20 protein-coding genes are annotated in these 21953 nt (G+C 33.4%); all 20 read right to left on the bottom strand.

The annotated features are described in order from the left end of the window. Positions 1 to 24: 24 nt before the first annotated feature. The 20 genes from HF312_13120 to HF312_13025 all read right to left on the bottom strand — a co-directional run bounded on the left by HF312_13120 (position 25) and on the right by HF312_13025 (position 21850). Positions 25 to 1377: a polysaccharide deacetylase family protein gene (locus HF312_13120; protein ID MCU7521154.1), complete on the bottom strand. Its 1353-nt coding sequence runs from the start codon at positions 1375 to 1377 to the stop codon at positions 25 to 27. 80 nt (positions 1378 to 1457) lie between these two features. After that, positions 1458 to 2771, bottom strand: a complete 1314-nt coding sequence (locus tag HF312_13115) for a phenylacetate--CoA ligase family protein (GenBank protein ID MCU7521153.1) — start codon at positions 2769 to 2771, stop codon at positions 1458 to 1460. Positions 2772 to 2776: 5 nt separating this feature from the next. Then, complete coding sequence (locus HF312_13110; protein ID MCU7521152.1) at positions 2777 to 3640, bottom strand: glycosyltransferase family 2 protein; 864 nt, start codon at positions 3638 to 3640, stop codon at positions 2777 to 2779. 10 nt (positions 3641 to 3650) lie between these two features. Continuing rightward, entirely contained in the window at positions 3651 to 4781 is a 1131-nt protein-coding gene (locus HF312_13105) for a glycosyltransferase family 4 protein (protein MCU7521151.1), read from the bottom strand. Next, positions 4739 to 5737 carry an NTP transferase domain-containing protein gene (locus tag HF312_13100; GenBank protein MCU7521150.1) on the bottom strand — a complete coding sequence of 333 codons (999 nt, stop codon included), beginning with the start codon at positions 5735 to 5737 and terminating at the stop codon, positions 4739 to 4741. Before HF312_13100 ends, HF312_13105 begins: the two co-directional genes overlap by 43 nt. A gap of 426 nt (positions 5738 to 6163) precedes the next feature. Then, positions 6164 to 7147, bottom strand: a complete 984-nt coding sequence (locus HF312_13095; GenBank protein MCU7521149.1) for a glycosyltransferase family 2 protein — start codon at positions 7145 to 7147, stop codon at positions 6164 to 6166. Continuing rightward, a complete protein-coding gene (locus HF312_13090; protein MCU7521148.1) occupies positions 7148 to 8053 on the bottom strand; it encodes an alpha-1,2-fucosyltransferase in 906 nt (301 codons plus the stop codon). Then, positions 8040 to 9290 carry a hypothetical protein gene (locus HF312_13085; GenBank protein ID MCU7521147.1) on the bottom strand — a complete coding sequence of 417 codons (1251 nt, stop codon included), beginning with the start codon at positions 9288 to 9290 and terminating at the stop codon, positions 8040 to 8042. Before HF312_13085 ends, HF312_13090 begins: the two co-directional genes overlap by 14 nt. Positions 9291 to 9401: 111 nt before the next feature. Further along, positions 9402 to 10853, bottom strand: coding sequence for an oligosaccharide flippase family protein (locus HF312_13080; GenBank protein ID MCU7521146.1), 1452 nt, complete (start codon positions 10851 to 10853; stop codon positions 9402 to 9404). A 54-nt stretch (positions 10854 to 10907) separates the two neighbouring features. Next, positions 10908 to 11255 (bottom strand): acyltransferase, encoded by a 348-nt coding sequence (locus tag HF312_13075; GenBank protein ID MCU7521145.1) that lies wholly within the window; start codon positions 11253 to 11255, stop codon positions 10908 to 10910. Positions 11256 to 11640: 385 nt separating this feature from the next. Then, on the bottom strand, positions 11641 to 12783 hold the full coding sequence (locus tag HF312_13070; protein ID MCU7521144.1) for a LegC family aminotransferase: 1143 nt from the start codon (positions 12781 to 12783) through the stop codon (positions 11641 to 11643). Beyond that, positions 12776 to 13750 carry an NAD-dependent epimerase/dehydratase family protein gene (locus HF312_13065; protein MCU7521143.1) on the bottom strand — a complete coding sequence of 325 codons (975 nt, stop codon included), beginning with the start codon at positions 13748 to 13750 and terminating at the stop codon, positions 12776 to 12778. The genes HF312_13070 and HF312_13065 overlap by 8 nt, the downstream gene beginning before the upstream one ends. Before the next feature lie 81 nt (positions 13751 to 13831). Further along, the gene (locus HF312_13060; protein MCU7521142.1) at positions 13832 to 14791 is read right to left on the bottom strand and encodes a Gfo/Idh/MocA family oxidoreductase; all 960 of its coding nucleotides are present in this window, start codon (positions 14789 to 14791) and stop codon (positions 13832 to 13834) included. A gap of 57 nt (positions 14792 to 14848) precedes the next feature. Beyond that, entirely contained in the window at positions 14849 to 16015 is a 1167-nt protein-coding gene (locus tag HF312_13055; protein ID MCU7521141.1) for a DegT/DnrJ/EryC1/StrS family aminotransferase, read from the bottom strand. Between the two features lie 17 nt (positions 16016 to 16032). Continuing rightward, complete coding sequence (gene gmd / locus HF312_13050) at positions 16033 to 17133, bottom strand: GDP-mannose 4,6-dehydratase (GenBank protein ID MCU7521140.1); 1101 nt, start codon at positions 17131 to 17133, stop codon at positions 16033 to 16035. Between the two features lie 65 nt (positions 17134 to 17198). Further along, the gene (locus tag HF312_13045; GenBank protein MCU7521139.1) at positions 17199 to 17774 is read right to left on the bottom strand and encodes an N-acetyltransferase; all 576 of its coding nucleotides are present in this window, start codon (positions 17772 to 17774) and stop codon (positions 17199 to 17201) included. A gap of 56 nt (positions 17775 to 17830) precedes the next feature. Continuing rightward, entirely contained in the window at positions 17831 to 19171 is a 1341-nt protein-coding gene (locus HF312_13040) for a nucleotide sugar dehydrogenase (GenBank protein ID MCU7521138.1), read from the bottom strand. A 311-nt stretch (positions 19172 to 19482) separates the two neighbouring features. Beyond that, complete coding sequence (locus tag HF312_13035; GenBank protein ID MCU7521137.1) at positions 19483 to 20076, bottom strand: acyltransferase; 594 nt, start codon at positions 20074 to 20076, stop codon at positions 19483 to 19485. Between the two features lie 190 nt (positions 20077 to 20266). After that, a complete protein-coding gene (locus HF312_13030) occupies positions 20267 to 20842 on the bottom strand; it encodes an N-acetyltransferase (GenBank protein ID MCU7521136.1) in 576 nt (191 codons plus the stop codon). A gap of 768 nt (positions 20843 to 21610) precedes the next feature. Then, positions 21611 to 21850: a hypothetical protein gene (locus tag HF312_13025; protein MCU7521135.1), complete on the bottom strand. Its 240-nt coding sequence runs from the start codon at positions 21848 to 21850 to the stop codon at positions 21611 to 21613. Positions 21851 to 21953: the final 103 nt, after the last annotated feature.

The raw sequence follows: 21953 nt of genomic DNA, 5'->3' as shown, positions 1-21953 counted from the left end.
ATCTTATTGGCTATTTGTAAAGAGTCATTTTTGTTTTATTATTTTTATCGTCTTAGATTTATTTTTTTTATTATCCAATGTTTTCAGATTAACTTTACAAAAATATATACCAGTGGGAAGTTCTGACATTTTTACTATTATCTCTGAAGATCCTTTGGGGTAAATTGCCCATTTAGTTTCATATTCCAATCTTCCTAGGATATCATATATTTCAACTTTTACATTTTCATCATCAGCTGAAAGCATAGATAAGATCATTTGATTTCTACAAGGATTCGGGAAACTTTGCATAACAAAAGTATCTGAATCATTGTAATATTTATTTATAGTTTGCGTATCAACTGTAAAGGATAAAGAATCAGATTCGTAAATAGTACCATTGCTATTCGATCCCGAAACACTCCAAAAATATTTACCATTTTCTTGGATTGGATAATCCAATGAAGTATCTGAAATCACAGAATCAAATATTATATTACTCTTTTCAAATGTTGAGCTAGTAGATATTTTTACTTGGTAACTGCTTAAAGAAGGAGCACTATCCCAAACTAATTTAACATTCCCTGGAGGTAAATATTGCTTATTCCTTGGCCGGCAGAGATTGATTTTAGGATCTATCAATTCAGAAGCGGTATAAAATTTAAGCCCAAGTTCTTTTGCTTTTTTTATGACAGCTATAAGCCGATCTAGCGTTGTTGAATATGCAGGAGGATTATTCGTATATGGTATAGGAACATGTCCATAAAGCGCAAATATTTTCCCATTTAATTTTGCTTTCTCCATCATCAAATAAATTTGATCAAGCGGAATGTTTAAAGCTCCATCCCCATTGTCTAAACTGAGGGCATAAAATGTAGGGCTACCAACACTAAATAGTGGAGTAGGAACATTAAAATAGGTATATCTTAGAGAACCGAATATTCTTAATAGAGCCCAGTCAGTTATAGAATTAAAATGACCATAAGGGTATGAAAAGGAAATTATTCTTAAGCCATGCTTTCTTAATGAATCATTAGCAGGGTATATTTCTGTTTCCAGATATTTGTCAATGCCATAATTTATTTGGAATTTATTTGCATCCAAATGAGAAAATGAATGGCAACCAATTTCATTTCCAAGATCTTGTAATTCTTTCAACTTTTTATAGGATATTTCTTTCCAGCCAGATAAAAAACTGGCATAAAAGGTACATTTGGCATTATAATACTTTAGTGTATCTCTTATTAAATACCATTGATCAACAGAGGCATCATCCCATGTTATCATTACACCAGCACTATCTATTTCGCGAATATTTTTGGGGAAAATATTTGAGTATAGTAATAAAAATAATATAACAATTAACAAACCAGGTAAATTGATATTGCTTTTTGGCATAAAAGTTTTCGTTTCGCACTAGTATATAGAAAAAAATAGCATGGTAATTTCTCTTCTCGAGATCCAGCTAAAGTAATTAGTTAAACCATGAAATATGCTTTTTTCCCACTTTTTGATAATAAAAATTCATCCACATATTCTATATTTATTTTGCATTCATTTCCAGCTTGCCTTTTGAGAGTATCATAAATGATTTTTTCTTCGGAAAGTGAATAATTATTATTTCTTTTTAAGAAACATGTCAACTCAAGATTATTATCCTGTTTCAATTGATATGATTCAATATTTAGATCCTTGAACAATATTGTGAAACCAGGACCTGTTAAACTACGACCATTTCCAAGATGAATTATATCACTTGTCCTCCCCAAGATCTTCCCTAAAACCTGTCCGTTGTAAGATGTAGTATTATTATTTAGCAAATTCACTTCATCTCCCAATTCGTACCTAATAAATGGGAATGCAAAATTATTAAGGTCAGTAACAATTATTTTCCCATTCCCAGTATCATCTGGTTGAATAACCTCCACGAAACTATTATAAGAAACAAAGTACTTACTATCTTCTATCTCATAGGCTCCAATCCCGCCATCACGAGCCCCATAACAGTCCATAATTTTGCAACCAAATGCCTGCTTAATTGTATTTCTGTACAATGAAGTTAGAATTTCAGATGTGGGGAAACATATTTTTATATCGAGCTCGATATGATTTTCAAGTACATATTTTGCGAGTAAATAAATAGCTGAAGCATAGCCATATATAAATTTAACCTTTTTCCTCTTTATCAATTGTATATAATTGTCCAATACTCCTTTAGGTAAAGAAACACCATTTAAGGGAATACGCCCCCTTATTTTATTATACATGTGATATTTAAATTTTATATTTGTTGATGAAAAAAGTGAGGAGCTTCCCAGTGCAATATAACTATCACCATAAGACCAGCCTGCTCGCTCCCAACAAAATATATTAAATGCAGTTGTAAAAGATAATGAATCAATGCTAATCAAATATTTCATTGGATTACCAGTGGAACCACCAGTAGCATCTTTTTTATGTTTTACATTATTGATATTTAATGGAATTAATCTATCATAATTTTCTTTTATTATTTTTTTTGTCAGGATTGGCAAATACTTAATATCTTCAATACTCCTGATATCAGAGATTCTTAATCCTAAAGCATCAAGCATTTTCGCATAGTACGGAGATTGCGTGTAAAATGAAGTTACCAGTTCCAAAAACTTCGAATTCTGATACTCTTTTACTTCCTCTCTTGACCACTTTTGACAAGTTTTAATGAGCTTTAGGTTTCCCGCAATACTTTGTCCTAAAATTAAATCAGCCAAAGGTAATAATCCATGTTTTGCAAAGCTACTGTACACTTTCATAATGATCAATGGTTATTGATAAAATAAAATAATCTACGGAACTGAAATCCTCTAATAAATATTTGTTCTTCTTTTGAAACCACTTTCTTTTCTCCTTTCATCCAAGAGTTGAAATATCCATATAAATAATGTTGGAATATTGCGATGTCTCTTGAATTTAATAAATATTTTAACGCCTTAAGGAGAACAAAGGTCAGGCTTTGCCCTCTTATATAAGAGGATCTTCCAATTTTTAGATAAAACTCAGGATTTCTTTTCCTAAATATATCCTTCTCCTTCCCTAAATGGTTAACTTCTAAGTTATAGTAAGTTTTTGTTTTCCACCCATGGAACATTGCTTTATAACAATCAATTCCGTCCCACCCTAACTCTGGAATTAATCCTCCAATTTGGTCGAAACATTTTCTTCGATACATCTTTAAAGCACCCGTTGTGTGGAAGAACGCATGGTCTTCAATATTTTTTTCCCCATCTTTCACATAATAAGTTATTCCACTAGTTATACCAAGAGTTTCGTTATTGTTAAATTGTTCAATTTGATATTCGAAATAACTTTCAGAATCTATTTCTAAATCAGCATCTAATTTCACTACAAATTCATAATCAGAACAAGGTAAAGAATTGAGCCCATAATAAAATGTTTGAATTACATTTGAGCCGAAAGTTTCATTTGATTTTTCTTTTCTTAATAAATTAATCCATGGATGATTTAAGGACCATTTTTTTACAATTTCCCCAGTTTTGTCTGTTGAACCATCATCTACAATAATCCATTCCTTTGGTAAAATAGTTTGCTTAACGACTGATCGTATGGTACTTTCAATATATTTATCTTCATTTTTTGCAGGAGTTATAATAACGTAATTCATTTTCATAGCCCTATTTATTATAATGAGCATACAAATATTCGATATCATTCATATTTTTGATGAAATCTGACTTTTGCTCAATAATTTTCCTGTTTATTTTGTTTATTTCTATTCCAGTATCTAAATTATTAAGAATTGATAATATCTTTTGGGTAATTTTTGAACAGTCATTTATCGGGACTACAAATCCATTATATCCTTCCTTAATCCATTCTTTTGGTGCAGGCAAATCTGATATCACTGGAACAACTCCACATGCCATCGCCTCTTGTAAACATACGGAAACGCTATCAGAAGAAGGAATTGAAATCATTATTTTTGATAAATTATAGTATAAAGGCAACTCCTCCAATGGGACAAATCCATAAAAACGGATTTTATCCAAAACCCCATACCCTTTTGCTATATCTGAAAACTCTTTTTTATATTTATCATTTTGTGCTTTAAGTAATAATATTATATCATTACGCTCCTTGCACACTCCCGCAAAAGAGGCGATAACTTTCTCCTGGTTATAAATTGCCGTACTATTTCGTGGGCTAATGATAACAATTTGCCAATCAATATTTAACTCTTCTTTCAATTGCGATACATCCAGACCTGACTTAAATAAATTCAGGTTTACACCAAATTGAATTACAAAATTACCTTTCCCGCTCTTTCTTATTGAAGAAATACCATTCTGTATTGTTTCAGATTCAGAAATAATTACATCGGCCCTTCGAATAGCATAATTGTTGAAAAAAGATTTTAGAATATTTCGTCTGGGAGCCAATAAGAAATCTGAACCCATCACATGCAAAACAAAGGGATGTATATTCGTGAATGCAGCAAGCCAGCCATTATGTGTTATATAAAAGGCAGATATAATATCTGGTTTTATATTTTCTTTTATATAACGCCTAATTTTAAAATATTTAATTAGGTTTGAAAAGTTATTTTTAGCTTTTAATTTAAAATCATTATGGTATATTGAACCATTCACAGTAATTTCGTTATTAGATAAATTAATTACGTGGATTTCATGCTTCCTCTCTAATAGGTATTCACATAGTCTTTCGAAAAATATATTCTTACCCCCCAAAATAAAACATATTCTCATAATTGTTGCAACTCCATAGTTTGCTGATACAATTTCCATTCCCCAATATCTAACAATGACTTCTCACTTACTGGGAATACTCCTATTTTTCCATTTCTGTTTTTTATTTTTTCTATTAAATCAGTTATATGGTAATGGTGATTATCAGGTAGTTCATCTAGTAAATGAGGTTCAAGTATATACAGACCTGTGTTGATTAAATATGTAATTTCTGGCTTTTCCTTTATACTAATTAAATTTCCATTTTCTCCTGTTTCTAAAACGCCATAAGGGATTGGATAATTTTTTAAGGATGCAACAACAGTTATTTCATTATTATTTATTACATGATATTTCAATATTTCTCTATAATCTTGTTCAATTATTATATCACAATTTGAAACAAAGAAAGTAGTACTCATTTGACCTTTTAATAATGCCAAACTGCCAGCAGTACCGAGGGGTCTTTCTTCTTGAATAAATGACACCTTATATTTATTAGATTCCTTATTACTGAAATAATATTTTAACATATCTGCTTTATAATTTGCTGAAATTATAAATTTATCGGCGCCAAATTTATTAAAATTGTCAATTATCCTTTCAATAATAGGCTTATCTCCAATTGGAACTAACGCTTTCGGTATTATATTAGTAATAGGCTTTAAGCGTGAGCCAATTCCTCCAGCCATTATAACAACAGGAAGCTTAAGTTTATCCCCATTGTTATAAAATGGGGTGACAAATATTTCATCCCAAAAGTACAACTTTATAATATTTCCAGTTTCATCTATGATTGGCATAAATTCAGTACGAAATTGCTTCATTTTTGCTTTTATTTCTTCAAAACTTTCATTTACAGCGCCAATAACGATATCCTTACGTAAGAACTCAGATATAGGAGAATCAAAACTTTTATTGGCAATGATAGCACGTTGCAAATCACCTAAGCTTAAAAGACTTATAAATTTTTCATTTTCAAAAACGATTAACAATTTTGAATCAACAGCATCCATTTGCTTCAACGCGTAGAGTATAGTTGCATTTCTATCAATACTCAAGGATTTTAATTTAGATAATTTATTTCTCATTCTTTCGACCTTGGATTATAGCAGTTTCTCGACAGCTCTTATAATCTAACTGACATTTTCTAAAATTGTAATAATGGATCAAAAAATACTGTATAGTGTCTTTATGAAAAAGATTGTGTTTACTTTACGAACAGCTTTATCGACGTTGTGCTTTTGATATTTTTCTATATAACATATTAAATTATAGACTATCAATCAGGAAACATTGTGTGAATTGAAATTAGTATATAAAGGAAGTATTCGCGTTTATTTAGGATGTTCATATTGATATATTCAAATATTTGAGAATCTATGCTCATAAAATATGTTAAGAATATATTTTATGGGATGAATTATCAAATCATGTGGTCTTTATCCCTTTAGTAAATTCTTAACCATATTTTTAATCTGAATAAAAACCTTGCTTAACCTTTTTATCATAAATATGGGCAAATAAGAAACTAACAAACTAACATATGCCTTTATATCAAAAAAATTACTTTTTATTGATTTAATATAATATTCACGTGCTTTTATTTTATTTGATGCTTTTATCAAATATGTAGATCCAATATTCTTATAATAAAAGGATAACCGATTTTTGTCTTTCTGAAATGTCCATTCTTCAGGAATATTATTAATTTTATTAAAATCTAATATTTTTGTTGAAGAATAATTCTTAACTATATTCATCTGATAGGCATTGAATTTTCTTGATCGTTGCGAGTTTGATGAGGGTGTAATACGATAATTAATTAGATATTTATTTATATTATATAAACTTCCTTCAAATGATAAATCATTCCACAGTAGTAAATCTTCTTGATAGAAATATCTGCCGCAATTCTTGTATCCCCCAATTTTTTTCAAAATATCTGCTTTCATCATTACAGAACTATGAACAAAAGGACATTTTATTGGAAGACCAATTCTAATATCTGTGTCTTTAATAGGAAGACTTCCTTTATATAAAAAATTTCCTTCATCATCGACATAATTTGCGAATGTGCCTACTGCTACATATTCAGGGTTTTCTTCCATAAACTGAATTTGTTCCAAAAGTCTATTAGATTCTGATATATCATCTGCATCCATACGTGCAATATACTTTCCTCTTGATGCATAAATTCCCCTATTTAACGCCAGTGATAATCCCTTATTTTCCTGTTGTATAAGAGAGATTCGCGCATCCGAATATGAACTGATTATTTTGGCGCTATCATCAGTAGATCCATCATTAATAATAATAAATTCAAAATTTGTATATATTTGTTTTAAGATACTTTCTATTGCATCTCTTATATACTTCTCTCCGTTATATACGGACATTATTACTGAAATTGAAGGTATTTTCATTTAATTATTAAGCAACAACCAATTATCTGGATAAATTCCATTTGGAATATTTAAAAGACTTTGAACCCATTTATTCGGAGATATAATAACTTTATCATGGTAATTGTTTAACCAAGCTGCCCACCAACTAAAAGTACTATTTGCTATTATTTGATGCTTACAAAGACTTAACAAACGAAAATCTTCGTAGCCGTTTGCTTCATCATTATTGTCAACAAAAGTTATTGGATAAGTAAAATTTAAATTTGCTTTTGCCCATTCAATATCATCAGAAAATACGAATACTTCGATATTACTCTGTTTATTCGCAATAATATCAACTGCTCTATTATAATATTCATTGGATACAAGACCATATTGAGAAACAACTTTCTTATATAACACACTATTGCTTTGTATACCCTTATGTCGTCTAATATGTATACCAACTGAATTTGTTTTATTTATATCATCAGCTAGATCTTTGTTTTTTCCCCTCAATTTTGAAACAACAACGAACTCCTTTAATAAAATATCCCTAATTTCTTTAAAATAATTTTCATTTTGCCAATAACCATTTAAACATGAATTATTTCGTATTTTTAAAATATTTTGGTCATAAAAATAAGGCCTCGTTTCGTTTACAATGTATCTTCTATAATATGGGAGCACTTTACTTCCGCACCTCAATAGTTTACCTTTGCAAGAATTTGAAAACCAAAGGTTTATTGTTCGTAATTCTTCAGAAGTGACAATGTTTTGGATAACATTAAATTTCCCCAGCATATAATCACGGCCAAAATTATCATTTTGAAATGCAGAAATATCCAATTTAAAATCGCAATTGCATTTTTTAGATAACCTTCTGGCTATAGCATACTGAAACAACTGATTGCCAAGTCCACCTTTTAATCTACATATTATCATAATTTGATACTTCACGACTCGTACTTAAGGATAAAGTTTGGTCATAGTTTTTCTTTAATAGAATTATAAATATAAACAGAACAGAGTACAATAACATTGAAGTTAGAGCTCTTAATGAACTGAGTTTCAATTGCTGCGCCAAAAGGCTTAATAATAAGGAAAATAAAACGCAAGCTTCATTTTTTAATTCTCCACTAATCTTATTGTTAATCATTCTTTTTGTGACGCTAAAACCTTTATAAAATGCATACAATAACATAAGCAAGCCCAATAATCCATATCTAGCATATGCATGTAAAAATAAGTTATGGCTAACCATTTGGTGACCTTTGATCTGATTAAATGCTGCAGCGCCATTTCCCATTATGGATATATTCGAAAAGACAGCTGGGATTCCATCAAAATCTCTATTGATTGCAGCCTCAATATTATTTTGTTTTAATATTAAAGACATGGAATAATTCAGACGATCCAAAACAATTACATTATCTAAGATATTATTTAGTATATATTCAGAAAGAAATAATAATGGTATTACTACAATTATTACATATTTTCTTTTTTTAACAGATAACAAATACCAATAGGTTATTAAGAATATAGTTATATCTACAATGAAAGATCTTGATCCCGACATGGATCCAACTATTACTGATGCTATGACCAACGAGGATGGTAGTATCTTTCTTTCTCCAAATAATGTAAATGCCAATCCAAAAACGAGCACGCAATAATCAACAATTAATTCTTTGTCTTGAAAGATTCCAGACAAGCGAATTCCGAATTCTTCCACTGAAGTACCAACTTTGAATATTGTGTATCCTTGAAGTGAGAGTAAATTCGCAAATAAGTGCAAGAATATTGGAAAGCAAAATACAATTAATAATTTCTTTTTCATCTTTGCATCAATTTCAATGCGATGAAATATTTCGAAGAATAGACTTAGAAGGATTAGAGGGAGAGTTGTTAGGATTAGTTGCTCTTCAATTGAAATATTCAGAATATTTTTGGTGAAAGTATCAAGTTCCTCATTATAAGACATATTTAGAACCCCTAATACAATGCCCCAGATAATAAGGATCAACAATATAATATTAACATTTGAAAACTCTTTATTTCTATTTAATTTTCTTTTCCTTAAGACTATAGCAATTCCCGAGGAAAGTAATATAAAAGAATTCAAATAAAAAGATGATATATAACCGGTCAATTTATAGAAAGGATCATAAAGGTCCATTGGAATCATAAAAAAAAGAAATAATACAGCAGTGTACGGTTTCTGAAAAGCTGATAAAAAAGTTATAATTATAAGGAACAATGAAAATATTAAGAACAGATCCATAATTTTTTAAACCTTACTAAAATTGTATTTATTTCTTAAGACAATTCCTTTAATTTTTATCCTATCCTCCCGTGGTAAACTATAAAATGCAAATAACGAAATAATAATCAAAATCATCATTTTAATTCCGAAAGATAAATATATCATTTTAATTGTAGCCAAACTGATAATCACTGAAGAAATAAAAATAACAATATTTTTCCGACTAGTTATTAAGCCAATTTTAATTTTAAGATATATAGCAGAAAAGACTATTTCAAAAGTGCTTGATAATATGAATCCTATAGCAAGCGAAGTCAATCCTATTCTCTTATACAATAAATAAGGGAGTAATATCCATAATAATTGTGTTACTAAACTTGTAAATATAAGAGGTTTTAAATAGGCTTGACCAATAAGAATAGATTGAAAACAAGTAAGCAAAACTATTAAATATTGGGCAAATACAAAATAACCGAATACTCCGCTTACAGAAACAAATTTTTTACTGTAAAGCACTAGAAGAAATTCTTGCCCGAACAAGATGCTAATTATCACAAATGGGAAAGTAGAATATAAGCTAAATTTAATAAAATCATTCAATAAAGCATTTCTTTCAGCGAGGGGTAGAGTTTGAGACATTTTGGGCAGATAATAATATGTTGCCCCTTTGTTTGCTAATCCTATGTAAGTAACTAAGGAATTAACAGCACTATATAATCCCAATGTCGAAAGGTTAGCATAAGAAATAATAATTAAACGCTGTGCATATTGGCATATAAAGTTCAGAAACCCTGTAAATATACTCACTCCACCATATTTAAATAATTTTTTATTAGCAGGACTTTTTAGATTCGGGACAGAAACCCTCATTTTTATAAGTTTATCTAATTCTAATTTATAAAGTATCACACTTACAAAAGCACTAATCAAAATGCTTATAAAATATCCTAATGTATCATAAAGGAGGATTAATGCAATTACCAGTACTAGGCTAATAATTGCATTAACTACTCTTAGATACACAGCCTTTTTAATTATAATAAATCCTTGCAATGCAGACGAAAAGGTGGAGTTCAAACTTGTTGCAATAAACGAAATATTATAAAGGAAGAAATAATTATAAAGTATTTCAGGACTCAAAAAATTATTTCTTACATAATCAGAAAATATAAATATCAAAACAACAATAATGAATGAAATAGCAAAAGTGAATACTAATGCAAAATTATAGATTTCAGCTAAGTACTTCTTATTGTCGTCTGAGTTATACTCACTTATGTACTTTACTAAGCCGGTTGTAAGCCAAGTAGTACTAAAGACTGTTGCAATACTAAAAAAAGAAGCCAGCAAATTTACAGCTCCAAATCCTTCAGGTCCAATATGGATAGCAATAAATTTATTTTTGATAATAGTTACTATTATCAGCAGTGCTTCAGTAAGACCCACATAAGTCGAACTTTTTAAAATATCTTTCACGAATTATTTTTGTTTGTTGACTTTAAATTATCAATCATTTAATAATTATTTTAACTAACGGAGTTTACAATTGTTAGATAGATAAGTATCGTTAATTATTTCGGCTTCTGATCTATTTTCAATTATTGGTAGTTTATTTTTATAGATACTGGGATCACGATATTTAACAATTCTCGCTGGATTTCCTGCTACTATAGCCCCCTCAGGCACATTCGCATTTACTACACTTCCCGCAGCAATAACTGCATGATCCTTTATAATGACTCCTGGCAAAATAATTGCTCCTGTCCCTATCCATACATATTTGCCTATTTTTACTGGTCGCATGATATGTTTTGTCCACATTGGATGACAATTATAATCATGGGTTGATGTATGAATAACCACTCCATAAGCGATCATTGTATTGCAACCTATTGTAATGTTAGCAGTACTAAACAACAGTACATTTCCTCCGAAAGTCACCTCATCCTCAATTGAAAGATTCTTCTGTGTTTTTTTACTTAATGTACCTGGGATCAATGAGTTAATCTCAAATCTTTTCTGAAAATAATATGGCAGTAAATAGCGCAAATACTTGCAATATTTCTTTAACATATTTATCAAACCTTGAATTGAATCATTTTATTTGAGGAAAGGAATTAAGCCAGAAACAAAATTAAATTTTGTCTATATTGATTGTTAAGTGGCAGTTGTGAGATGGCCATAATAATGTTCAATATTACCGCAATAAGATACTTTTATTCGAAGAAATTCCAATGAATTCTTCTCTAAGCTAATATATGGTTTATATTTTTCTATATCCACTTGGAATGTTTATAACCCGATCTTCTAACCATCTTGAATTGTCTAAATTACCCTTCATACAATTTGTATACATTTTAAGATTATCCATTAAACACCAGATTGGCCTAGTCATCACCCCATTAGAATTGGAGTATTCAAGGAAGTCATTTCTATCAGCTTTATCCTTTAGCTGAATTACGTTCAACCAATAATTGGCAACTGTATCTTTAGGGGCAGTAAAGAACTTGATATCGGTATTACAGAAGTACTCTCTATAAAGATTTGTTGTTTCTTTTTTAGATTTTAATATCCTGTCAAAATATTCCATCTGGGCAACACCAATAGCGGCATTAAGGTTCGTCATGCGATAATTATAAGCAATAATATCGTGCTTATACTCCCACCTGTGAGGAATTTTTCCAGTAGTAGTAAGATGCTTAGCTTTTCTTGCAAGTTCCTCATTATCAGTTATAATCATTCCACCACCGCCTGTAGTTACTGTTTTATTACCATTATAGCTTAGGATTCCAGCAAGTCCGAATGTTCCTGTATGTTTTCCCTTATAGAAGGAGCCCAGAGATTCCGCTGCATCTTCAATCACGGCAATATGGTAATTGTCTGCAATCTCAACAATTTCCTCAATCCTGCATGGAAAGCCAAAAGTATGCATTGGGACAATTGCTTTAATTTTTCTTCCAGTAACTTTATTCAAGCAATAGTCTTGTTTAATTTCGCCATTCTGTTTTAAGAATTCCGATAATTTTTCTGGGGAAAGCCCCATAGTTTCCATATCAACATCAACAAATACAGGTTTTGCGCCGGTATGGGAAATAGCATTTGCCGTTGCTACGAATGTAAGCGGCTGTGTAATTACCTCGTCACCGTCTCCTATGCCTGCTACCTGAAGGGCGATCTGCAAAGCCGCAGTTCCATTTACAACTGCGACTGCATATTTAGCTCCCGTATACTGAGCCGTCATTTCTTCAAATTTTGTAACGAATTTGCCAACATATGATACAAATGTTGTATCGATACATTCATTCAAATATTCTTTTTCCTTACCTAAAAATACAGGAGCATGGAGAGGTACAGGATTTTGATTTGGATATAACGATTTGATAAATTTTATTGTTTCACTATACATTATAAATTCCAGCTTTATAGTAATGAAGATTCTCTTTTAGCCAATTAATGGTTTCTAATAAACCACTTCCCAGATCATAAGCGGGTTTCCAATTCGTATTAGAGACTAATTTTGAATTATCACAGAATAGTCTTTCTACTTCACTATTTGCGGGACGGACCCTCTGATTATCGATTTCATAATGTAAATCTGTCTGCATCAATTTCCCGATCATATGCACCAAGTCACCAACGGATATTTCACTTTTCATACCAATATTTGTCGCTTCTCCATACAATCCATTGACTTTCATTATTTCCAGGAACCCATTTGCTGTATCTTTTACAAAGGTTAAATCTCTTGTAGGAGTCAAATTACCTAAGGACAAATGAGTTTTACCACTTAAGATCTGAGTTATTATTGTTGGAATAATTGCACGAGCAGACTGGCGGGGACCATAGGTATTGAAAGGACGGACTATCTTAACTGGAAGATTAAAAGATTTATAATAACTTATTGCCATTTGATCTGCTGATATCTTTGTAGCAGAATATGGCGATTGACCCACACTAGGATGCTTTTCGTCTATTGGTACATATTGAGCAGTCCCATAGGTCTCGCTTGTGGATGTCACTAAGACATTTTCATAATTCAAAACTTTACCAGCCTGAAGTACATTGTAAGTACCTTCAATATTTGTTTTGATGTATGCCAGTGGAGAAACATATGAGTATGGAATTCCTATCAGAGCAGCCAGGTGCAGAACCGTTTTACAGCCCTGCATAGCATTAAAAACTGAATCATAATCTCTTATATCACCTGCTACAATTTCAATATCGTTCTTTACTTTTGAATCTTCTAACCATCCCCAGTTATTTTTTGAATTGTAACGGACAAATACCTTAACAGAATAGCCCAATTCAACACAGCGTTCAGTAAGATGCGAGCCAATAAACCCAGCAGCACCTGTAATTAATATTTTTTCCATATAAAAAAATTATTTTAAAATACCTTTGGAAAATTTAACTAAAACTAAGAACTGTTTATATAATTCGTGATGTAGAATTAATTAGTATTCTTTTTTATTTAGTATATAAGGGTGCAGATATTCTGTGCCTTCTAGTACTTTGGCATTTCTTATATTATAAACGGTTTCAATAGCTGCCCGTGCATCATCGATGCCAAAGCCCTTCCCTTTTAATATTTCCTCATAAATGCGTGTATGAAGATCTGTAAAGCCTTCTGTAAATTCTATTTCACTATCATCAACCGTTATAGATCTATGTGTGCTGCGTCCTTTATTGAAAGCTTCTTCAGGAAGGTCATTTCTATCAATCGATAAATACCATCGGACATTTGCATTCTTAAGTTCCAGAAAACCACTCATTTTGTTTGGCTCTGCTATATATACTTCATTTTTGTCGACACTTCCAAATAACCAAATCAACAAGTCAAAGAAATGAACTCCAATATTTGTGGCCACACCGCCAGATTTACTTGTATCACCTTTCCATGAGTAATTGTACCATGGTCCGCGTGAAGTAATATAAGTTAAAACTACTTCATGTTTCTTCGAATTTTGAACTTCGGATTCTGTTTTTTTCTTTAATGCTGCCAGAGATGGATGAACCCTAAGCTGAAGAATATTATAGACTCGTTTTCCACTTTCACTTTCCAGTTCCTGAAGAGCATCCAAGTTCCAGGGATTAAGGACAAGAGGTTTTTCACAGATAGCATCTGCGCCAACCCTAAGGGCAAACCTAATATGCGCATCATGTAGATTGTTTGGAGAGCAGATACTTACATAATTGACTTCCTCTCCACCGTCTGTTCTCCGAAGTCTCTCAATATGACGATCAAATCTTTCGAATTCAGTGAAGAAACTTACATTTGGGAAGAATCTATCAAGTATACCTACTGAATCGTGCGGATCAACTGCGGCAATAAGTTTATTCCCTGTATCCTTAATTGCCTGAAGGTGACGTGGAGCTATATAGCCGGCAATACCGGTAATTGCAAAATTTTTCATAGCTTTGTAAAAATTATTTTGAAAGTTTATTAAAGAAAAGCAGAATAAAATTCCGCTTTATAAGTGTATAAATTCTTTTATTGTTTCAACAACATATGTAATTTGCTCATTAGAAAGTTCCGGATAAATGGGCAGAGCAAGAGAATGTTCAGCCGAAAAGTTAGCGTTTGGATATAAAGAATCCTCATTGTTTAGTTTCGAGAAGCACTCCTGGCGGTGAAACGGTACCGGATAATAAACTTCATTACCAATTCCTTTTTCTTTGAGGAATGCCTGAAGACCATCACGATTTTCAACCCTTATAATATATTGATTATATATATGGTAATTCTTTAATGAAGAATTCTTATAAACCGGACTTGGCAACAGAACTTTATCGCAATTATCGAAAGAGATCTTGCCCTCTTCTGATGCGAGCCCTGATTTCACAAATAATCTTGTATAAAGCTCAGCGTTCTGTCTTCTTTTGGCGGACCATAAATTAAGATATGGTAATTTTACATTTAGAACGGCAGCTTGAATTGCATCTATTCTAAAATTTCCACCTATTACTTTGTGATAATACTTCGGTTTCGCACCATGTACGCGCATGATGTGAAGCCTTTCAGCAATTAAATTATCATTTGTTGTTACTAGTCCTCCATCACCAAAGCAACCCAGGTTTTTGCTTGGGAAGAAAGAGAAACAGCCAATATGACCGATTGTACCTACTTTACTGCCATCCTTATATTCAGCTCCAATTGCCTGAGCGCCGTCTTCAACCACTTTTAATCCGTATCTGTCAGCAATTTTCATTATTTTTTCCATTTCGGCACTCTGTCCGTACAGATGAACAGGTATAATTACTTTTGTCTTTGAGGTGATCTTTTCCTCGATTTTTTCAGTGGCAATGTTAAAGGTAACAGGATCGCAATCTACAAACACGGGGACTGCGCTAAGACGAGCGACTACACCGGCGGTAGCAAAGAATGAATATGTTGGAACAATCACCTCATCACCTGCTTTAATTTCGAGAGCCATAAGAGCAAGAAGGAGAGCATCTGTTCCGGAAGAAACGCCATATGCATATCTGCATCCAATATATTCGCACATGGCTTTTTCAAAGTTGTCAACTTCAGGACCGAGAATAAAGTGCTGTGATTCAGCAACACGAAGCATTGCAGAATCGAGTTCCCGCTTTAATGCATTATATTGCGCCTTAAGATCTAATAATGGGACTTGCATAAGCATTTATACCTATTTTAATTTTTTATATTTTTATATAAATCTGATTTGATCATAATATTTACGAGCTCCTCAAATTTGGTTTTAGGACTCCAGCCGAGACTTTCTTTTGCTTTTGAAGCATTGCCAATAAGCAGTTCTACTTCTGTGGGGCGGTAATATGAGGAAGAAACCTCTACAACACAAGAACCCGGCTTCAAATGTCCAGTTCTAAAGTTTTCATTTTGAAAGGAAGCGATGAAAGTTGGATCAAATCTTCTAATTATACCCTTTTCGTTTTCTTCTTCGCCACACCACTCTAACTCAATTCCCAGCTCTTTGAAGGTAAGTTCTGTAAACTCACGGACTGTGTGAGTTTCACCTGTAGCAAGAACAAAGTCTTCTGGAATTTCATGCTGAAGAATTCTCCACATTCCCTCACAGTACTCAGGAGCAAAGCCCCAGTCACGTTTGGAATTTAGGTTACCAAGAACTAACCTATCTTGCAGTCCTAACGCGATCTTTGCAGCTGCCATTGTTATTTTGCGTGTAACAAATGTTTCGCCTCGTCTAGGGGATTCGTGATTAAAAAGAATTCCGTTACATGCAAAAAGATTATAGGCTTCACGATAATTAACAATTATCCAGTAGCCGTAAAGTTTTGCTACACCATAAGGTGAACGGGGATAAAATGGAGTATTCTCAGTTTGGGGGACTTCCTGTACTTTACCAAAGAGCTCGCTTGTTGATGCCTGGTAAAATTTAGTTTCCCTTCCAATTCCAACTTCCCTAATGGCATCAAGAAATCTAAGAGTTCCGAGAGCGTCAACCTGAGCAGTATAATCTGGGACTTCAAAAGAGACTTTAACATGACTCTGAGCCGCAAGATTATAAATTTCATTGGGACAAATCTTTTCAAGAATCCTGTTAAGATTACTTGTATCTACTACATCACCATAATGAAGAAATAATCTTTCATTTCTTATTTCCGGATTATTATAAAGATGATCAATCCTTCCAGTATTAATTGAACTGCTTCTTCTTACTATTCCATGAACTTCATAACCTTTTTCCAAAAGAATTTCGGTTAAATATGAACCATCCTGGCCTGTAATTCCGGTGATGAGAGCTTTTTTCATATAATTACTTGGAGATTATTTAGATTTAATTATTTTAGTCTCTTCTAGAAATTTAATATACAATTTTATATCTCTTGGACTTTTCCATTTTCGATTTTGTAGGTTTTACAGGATTTTTCACAATAAGCAAATCCATCCTTATCGAACTGTAATTTTTTACCCGCTTCACTAACCCATCCTACTACTTTCCCTGGATTGCCTATAATCAAAGCATAATTGGGGACATCTTTTGTTACAACAGCACCAGCTCCGATAAGAGCATGTTTTCCTATTGTATGTCCACATACTATTGTAGCATTAGCTCCAATTGAAGCACCTTCCTTTACTAATGTATGTACGTAATATTCAGCTCCGACCTGTGGGTACTTGCATTTTGGATCCAGAATGTTGGTAAATACCATAGAAGGTCCACAGAACACATAATCTTCCAGGGTTACGCCTTCATATATGGATACGTTATTCTGTATTTTACAAAAATTTCCTATTGTAACATTGTTTGCAACATTAACATTCTGACCAAACACACAATTTTTGCCGATTTTAGTATTTTTTTGAACATGGCAGAAGTGCCATATTTTTGTTCCTTCCCCTATTTCGGAAGGCTCATCTACATATGCCGATTCATGTTTAAAATAATTCATGTTTCCTCTCACTCATAGAATCAGCTGAGCTTTTATCCTCAGCACGATTTGTTTTTTTAAGCTTTATAAATATTTTCTTTTTTAACGCCGTTCTTTGCAAAAGCATTACGGGAGTCTACTACAATTTTTGCATTCTCGGCAATGAACTTATAATCATAATTTGTATGATCTGTGCTTAAGACCACGGCATCAAAGCTTCCCAGATTTTCAGCTGTGAGCTCAACTGAATCCATTTGGAATTCATATTTTCGTGTTTTAGGAAGTTTTGGTACATAAGGATCATTATAACTGACCTCAGCTCCCTTTTCACGGAATATTTCAATAAGTTTAAGGGAAGGAGATTCCCTCATATCATCAATATCTTTCTTGTATGCAGCCCCTAGTATCAGGACTTTTGCACCATTTAATGGCTTGCGCTTGCAGTCGAGTGCTTCACGTGTTCTTTCAACTACATAATAGGGCTGGTATGTATTTACTTCTCCGGCCAGTTCTATGAATTTTGTATTTATATCGTATTCACGTGCTTTCCATGTAAGATAGAATGGATCTATGGGGATACAGTGGCCACCAAGTCCAGGACCAGGGTAGAATGCGTTGAAGCCGAAGGGCTTTGTCTTTGCTGCCTCAATTACCTCCCATACGTCAATACCCATCCTGTCAAATACCATCTTAAGCTCATTTACAAGGGCAATGTTGATTGCACGGTAAACATTTTCCAGTATTTTTGTTGCTTCAGCTGCAGCGGTTGAGCTTACCGGAACTACTTTTACAATAACATTTCCATAAAGCGCTTTTGCTATCTCAAGGCACTTTGGTGTAGTACCACCGACAACTTTAGGTATTGTGGCAGTTGAGTAATCGGGATTATTTGGGTCTTCACGTTCAGGGCTGAAGGCTAAGTAAAAATCCTCACCAACAACTAACTTCTTAGCGTCAGTCTTTCCCTGGACTATTGGAGCCTCTTCGAACATTGGGAGAAGAATTTCATCAGTTGTGCCAGGATAGGTAGTCGATTCTAAAGAAACAAACTGACCCTTCCTTAAATACTGCTGGATCATTTTTGACGAGTTAACAATATAAGTCATATCAGGCTCGCGGTGTTCATCCAATGGAGTAGGAACGCAGATAATTATAGCATCAGCTTCCGGAAGTCTAGAAAAATCCGTTGTTGCAGAGAATTTTCCGCTGTCAACTGCTTTGGCTATTTTCACTTCACTTATATGCTTAATGTAAGATTTCTTTTGGGAAAGAAATTCTGGTTTGCGGGGGTCTAGATCAAAGCCTATTACCTTGAATCCTTTAAGGGCAAATTCAAGTCCTAATGGTAGCCCCACATAACCAAGGCCTATAATACCGACAACTGCGGATTTGTTATTAACTTTTTCTAAGAGCTGCATTGTTACTCCGGAAATAATTATTTTTGTAGTATAATTTTTATATTAAATACAAGTTCAGCAAATGAAACTGGACTAATTAATAAGTTACTTACTAATTCTTATTTTAGCATAGCTCCGCCCCGTCAATCACAGGGGGAAAAATTCAGGATGAAAAATTCAGAAATGACCGTGGCAAGAATAAAGATTTTTATTTCTGAATTAAATGACTAAATTTTTCATACGGGAGGGACGGAAAAGTGACCTAAACTTCTTTTAAAATTGTTCGACAAAAGCTAATAAATGTTTTGGATCCAAGGATAAGGATAAAATATCTAGCTTTTTAGTTTTTTAATAAATTTAGCCGGATTGCCGGCCCAGACTTCATAGTCAGGAATATTCTTTGTAACTACGGAACCGGCTCCTATTACACTTTCGGTTCCAATGGTTACTCCTTTCAGTATTATAGCTCCCGTCCCAATAAATACACCATCTTTTATTATAACCGGGGAGCTTTTAACATTTGTATTTCTTTCACTCAGGTGAATTGAATGAAAATCGGTATCGTATATCTTGCAATCCCCTCCGATGGATACTTTTTTACCTATCTGTATTTCCTGAGCGCAGTAGATTGCTGAATTTGATATACCTGAATCGTCATCTATAACTAATTTTGCGTTTTCTTTAACAACAATTGAAAGGAATGTCTGGCCGCCTATGGCATTTGCTGAATATTTACTGTTTAATGTTACTCTATCGCCAATTACACAGGTTCCGCAGTTTACAATAAACGGTACACCGTTTATGTTTTTAATGCTTTCTTTCCCTATTTCCACCCTGTTTCTTTTTAATACTATATACGTCCGGATATACTCTATTCTTTTAACGACTCTTTCCCATGATTCCCGGATTAATCTTAAAAAAAACATAGGTTTTCTTTCTTTTTGTTATTTTTTTTGTGTATTAAATAAACCGGATGGGAATATTCAAGCACCGGATTTCAGTGAATGATTTATCCGGTGTTTTTCCCCCTGGGAAATGAGTTAAAATTTATTGGCGTTTAGCGGGATGTGCGGTTACAAAAATTCCCCCCCGGACTCCTCGTAGACTCTGTACTGTTTAAATTTCTATAACTTTATTTTTTTCAAATTTGTATGTCTTGCCTGATTTTTCGCAGCGGGCGAGGTTATCCTTGTTAAATTCCAGTTTTTTGCCGGCTTCACTTACCCAGCCGATTATCTTTCCCGGGTTGCCTACTACAAGAGCGTAATCGGGGACGTCTTTGGTTACTACGGCTCCGGCACCGATCATGCAGTGGCGGCCGAGTGTGTGGCCGCATACTATGGTTGCGTTGGCTCCTATGGAGGCGCCTTCTTTTACCAGTGTCGGTTTGTAAAATTCTGCGCCGACCTGGGGATATTTACATTTCGGGTCGAGAACGTTGGTGAAGACCATTGATGGTCCGCAGAAGACGTAATCTTCGAGGGTTACACCTTCGTATATAGATACGTTATTCTGTATCTTGCAGTAGTCGCCAATGGTAACATTATTGGCAACGTTCACATTCTGGCCCAAAACACAATTTTTTCCAATTTTAGCGTTTTTCTGAACATGAGAAAAATGCCAGATCTTTGTTCCCTCTCCAATTTCGGAGGGTTCATCTATGTATGCCGACTCATGTTTGAAAAAATTCATATTTGTTCAACTTTCTATGAATTAACAACCATTCTTAATATGCCGCCCCTACAGGGCTCTGAATTGTGGGGGATCCCTAACCCGGGGTGTCTGCATCCCCTTCGGGGATTTGATACCCCGGGCTACAAATATGAAACCGCGATGCGGTTTTTATGTATCCACTTATAAATATAAAAATTCTAATTTATTATTCACCACAATTTCACTTACTTTTGCAGCCATTCGAAAGACTGAAACTCTTCCCTCCCTCACTTTTTAATTTTTAATTGGCCCGGGCGGAGCTCCGCCACGTGAGTTACATGGCCTATTTGGGACACGAAATCCCATTTTAATATGACGACTTCAGGGAGCCGGAAAAGATAGTTCACAACTCCCAATTTTAATTTGTAAACGTAATGAAAAAATTTAGCAAAATAAAGCATTTTGCGGATTTTTATGAGGTTGTGACCTAAAGATCACACGTCTGGCGGGTTCCCCTCAACTCGTCGGCCGGTCGCTTCCCCAATCCGTACACAATTTTTCTTACATTAAATATTTTACTTACATATATATATATGGTGACGAGGAGCGTTTTCGGAAAAATTTTCAAAAAAAATTTCATTTTTTTTGGTTCGACGTTCGACGGGAAGAAAGGTTCGAAGTTCGAGGTTCGAGGTTAAGGCAGAGGAATGGGGAATTTTGAATTATGAATTATGAATGGTGAATTATTAGATGGGAAAAGGGAGAGGGACTTAATGGTTAATTAGGGCCTTCTTCCCTTTCCGGATGTCAGTAGGACCGGCCGCGGTACTGGAGGTCTGATTTGATTTCCAGATATTTATCCTCAGCTGCGTTATAATTTGTAAATTCAAATCTCATTTTTCTTTTAAAGAAATAGAGAATATACTTTTTTGCGGTGACTACGTACCTGCCGTCGTGTTTGACGAGTTTAACTGAAGTGTTCCTGAAGTGATAATATTGCAGGATTTCAGGTCCATTCATTTCCACTCTGTTTTCAACCTCTGTCATTATACCCCTCAGTTTAATGATCCGGATTAAATTGAGCACAAATAAATAATTAATTATGTCACCTCCGGCATGAGATGATGAGGATTTTCTGAATCCCGGGAGC

The organism is Ignavibacteria bacterium, from assembly GCA_025612375.1.
GTDB lineage: Bacteria > Bacteroidota > Ignavibacteria > Ignavibacteriales > SURF-24 > JAAXKN01.
The sequence above is the reverse complement of the archived record's forward strand: the minus strand, read 5'-3'. Positions and strand labels throughout refer to the sequence as shown.

What these genes read in the sequence shown, in the direction of transcription:
- HF312_13100 (MCU7521150.1), bottom strand. Translation starts at nt 5,737, where the DNA reads ATGGATGCTGTTGATTCAAAATTGTTAATCGTTTTTGAAAATGAAAAA.
- HF312_13060 (MCU7521142.1), bottom strand. Translation starts at nt 14,791, where the DNA reads ATGAAAAATTTTGCAATTACCGGTATTGCCGGCTATATAGCTCCACGT.
- HF312_13065 (MCU7521143.1), bottom strand. Translation starts at nt 13,750, where the DNA reads ATGGAAAAAATATTAATTACAGGTGCTGCTGGGTTTATTGGCTCGCAT.
- HF312_13090 (MCU7521148.1), bottom strand. Translation starts at nt 8,053, where the DNA reads ATGATAATATGTAGATTAAAAGGTGGACTTGGCAATCAGTTGTTTCAG.
- HF312_13095 (MCU7521149.1), bottom strand. Translation starts at nt 7,147, where the DNA reads ATGAAAATACCTTCAATTTCAGTAATAATGTCCGTATATAACGGAGAG.
- HF312_13055 (MCU7521141.1), bottom strand. Translation starts at nt 16,015, where the DNA reads ATGCAAGTCCCATTATTAGATCTTAAGGCGCAATATAATGCATTAAAG.
- gmd (MCU7521140.1), bottom strand. Translation starts at nt 17,133, where the DNA reads ATGAAAAAAGCTCTCATCACCGGAATTACAGGCCAGGATGGTTCATAT.
- HF312_13085 (MCU7521147.1), bottom strand. Translation starts at nt 9,290, where the DNA reads ATGGACCTTTATGATCCTTTCTATAAATTGACCGGTTATATATCATCT.
- HF312_13115 (MCU7521153.1), bottom strand. Translation starts at nt 2,771, where the DNA reads ATGAAAGTGTACAGTAGCTTTGCAAAACATGGATTATTACCTTTGGCT.
- HF312_13035 (MCU7521137.1), bottom strand. Translation starts at nt 20,076, where the DNA reads ATGTTTTTTTTAAGATTAATCCGGGAATCATGGGAAAGAGTCGTTAAA.
- HF312_13025 (MCU7521135.1), bottom strand. Translation starts at nt 21,850, where the DNA reads ATGACAGAGGTTGAAAACAGAGTGGAAATGAATGGACCTGAAATCCTG.
- HF312_13040 (MCU7521138.1), bottom strand. Translation starts at nt 19,171, where the DNA reads ATGCAGCTCTTAGAAAAAGTTAATAACAAATCCGCAGTTGTCGGTATT.
- HF312_13105 (MCU7521151.1), bottom strand. Translation starts at nt 4,781, where the DNA reads ATGGAAATTGTATCAGCAAACTATGGAGTTGCAACAATTATGAGAATA.
- HF312_13030 (MCU7521136.1), bottom strand. Translation starts at nt 20,842, where the DNA reads ATGAATTTTTTCAAACATGAGTCGGCATACATAGATGAACCCTCCGAA.
- HF312_13045 (MCU7521139.1), bottom strand. Translation starts at nt 17,774, where the DNA reads ATGAATTATTTTAAACATGAATCGGCATATGTAGATGAGCCTTCCGAA.
- HF312_13070 (MCU7521144.1), bottom strand. Translation starts at nt 12,783, where the DNA reads ATGTATAGTGAAACAATAAAATTTATCAAATCGTTATATCCAAATCAA.
- HF312_13110 (MCU7521152.1), bottom strand. Translation starts at nt 3,640, where the DNA reads ATGAATTACGTTATTATAACTCCTGCAAAAAATGAAGATAAATATATT.
- HF312_13075 (MCU7521145.1), bottom strand. Translation starts at nt 11,255, where the DNA reads ATGATCGCTTATGGAGTGGTTATTCATACATCAACCCATGATTATAAT.
- HF312_13120 (MCU7521154.1), bottom strand. Translation starts at nt 1,377, where the DNA reads ATGCCAAAAAGCAATATCAATTTACCTGGTTTGTTAATTGTTATATTA.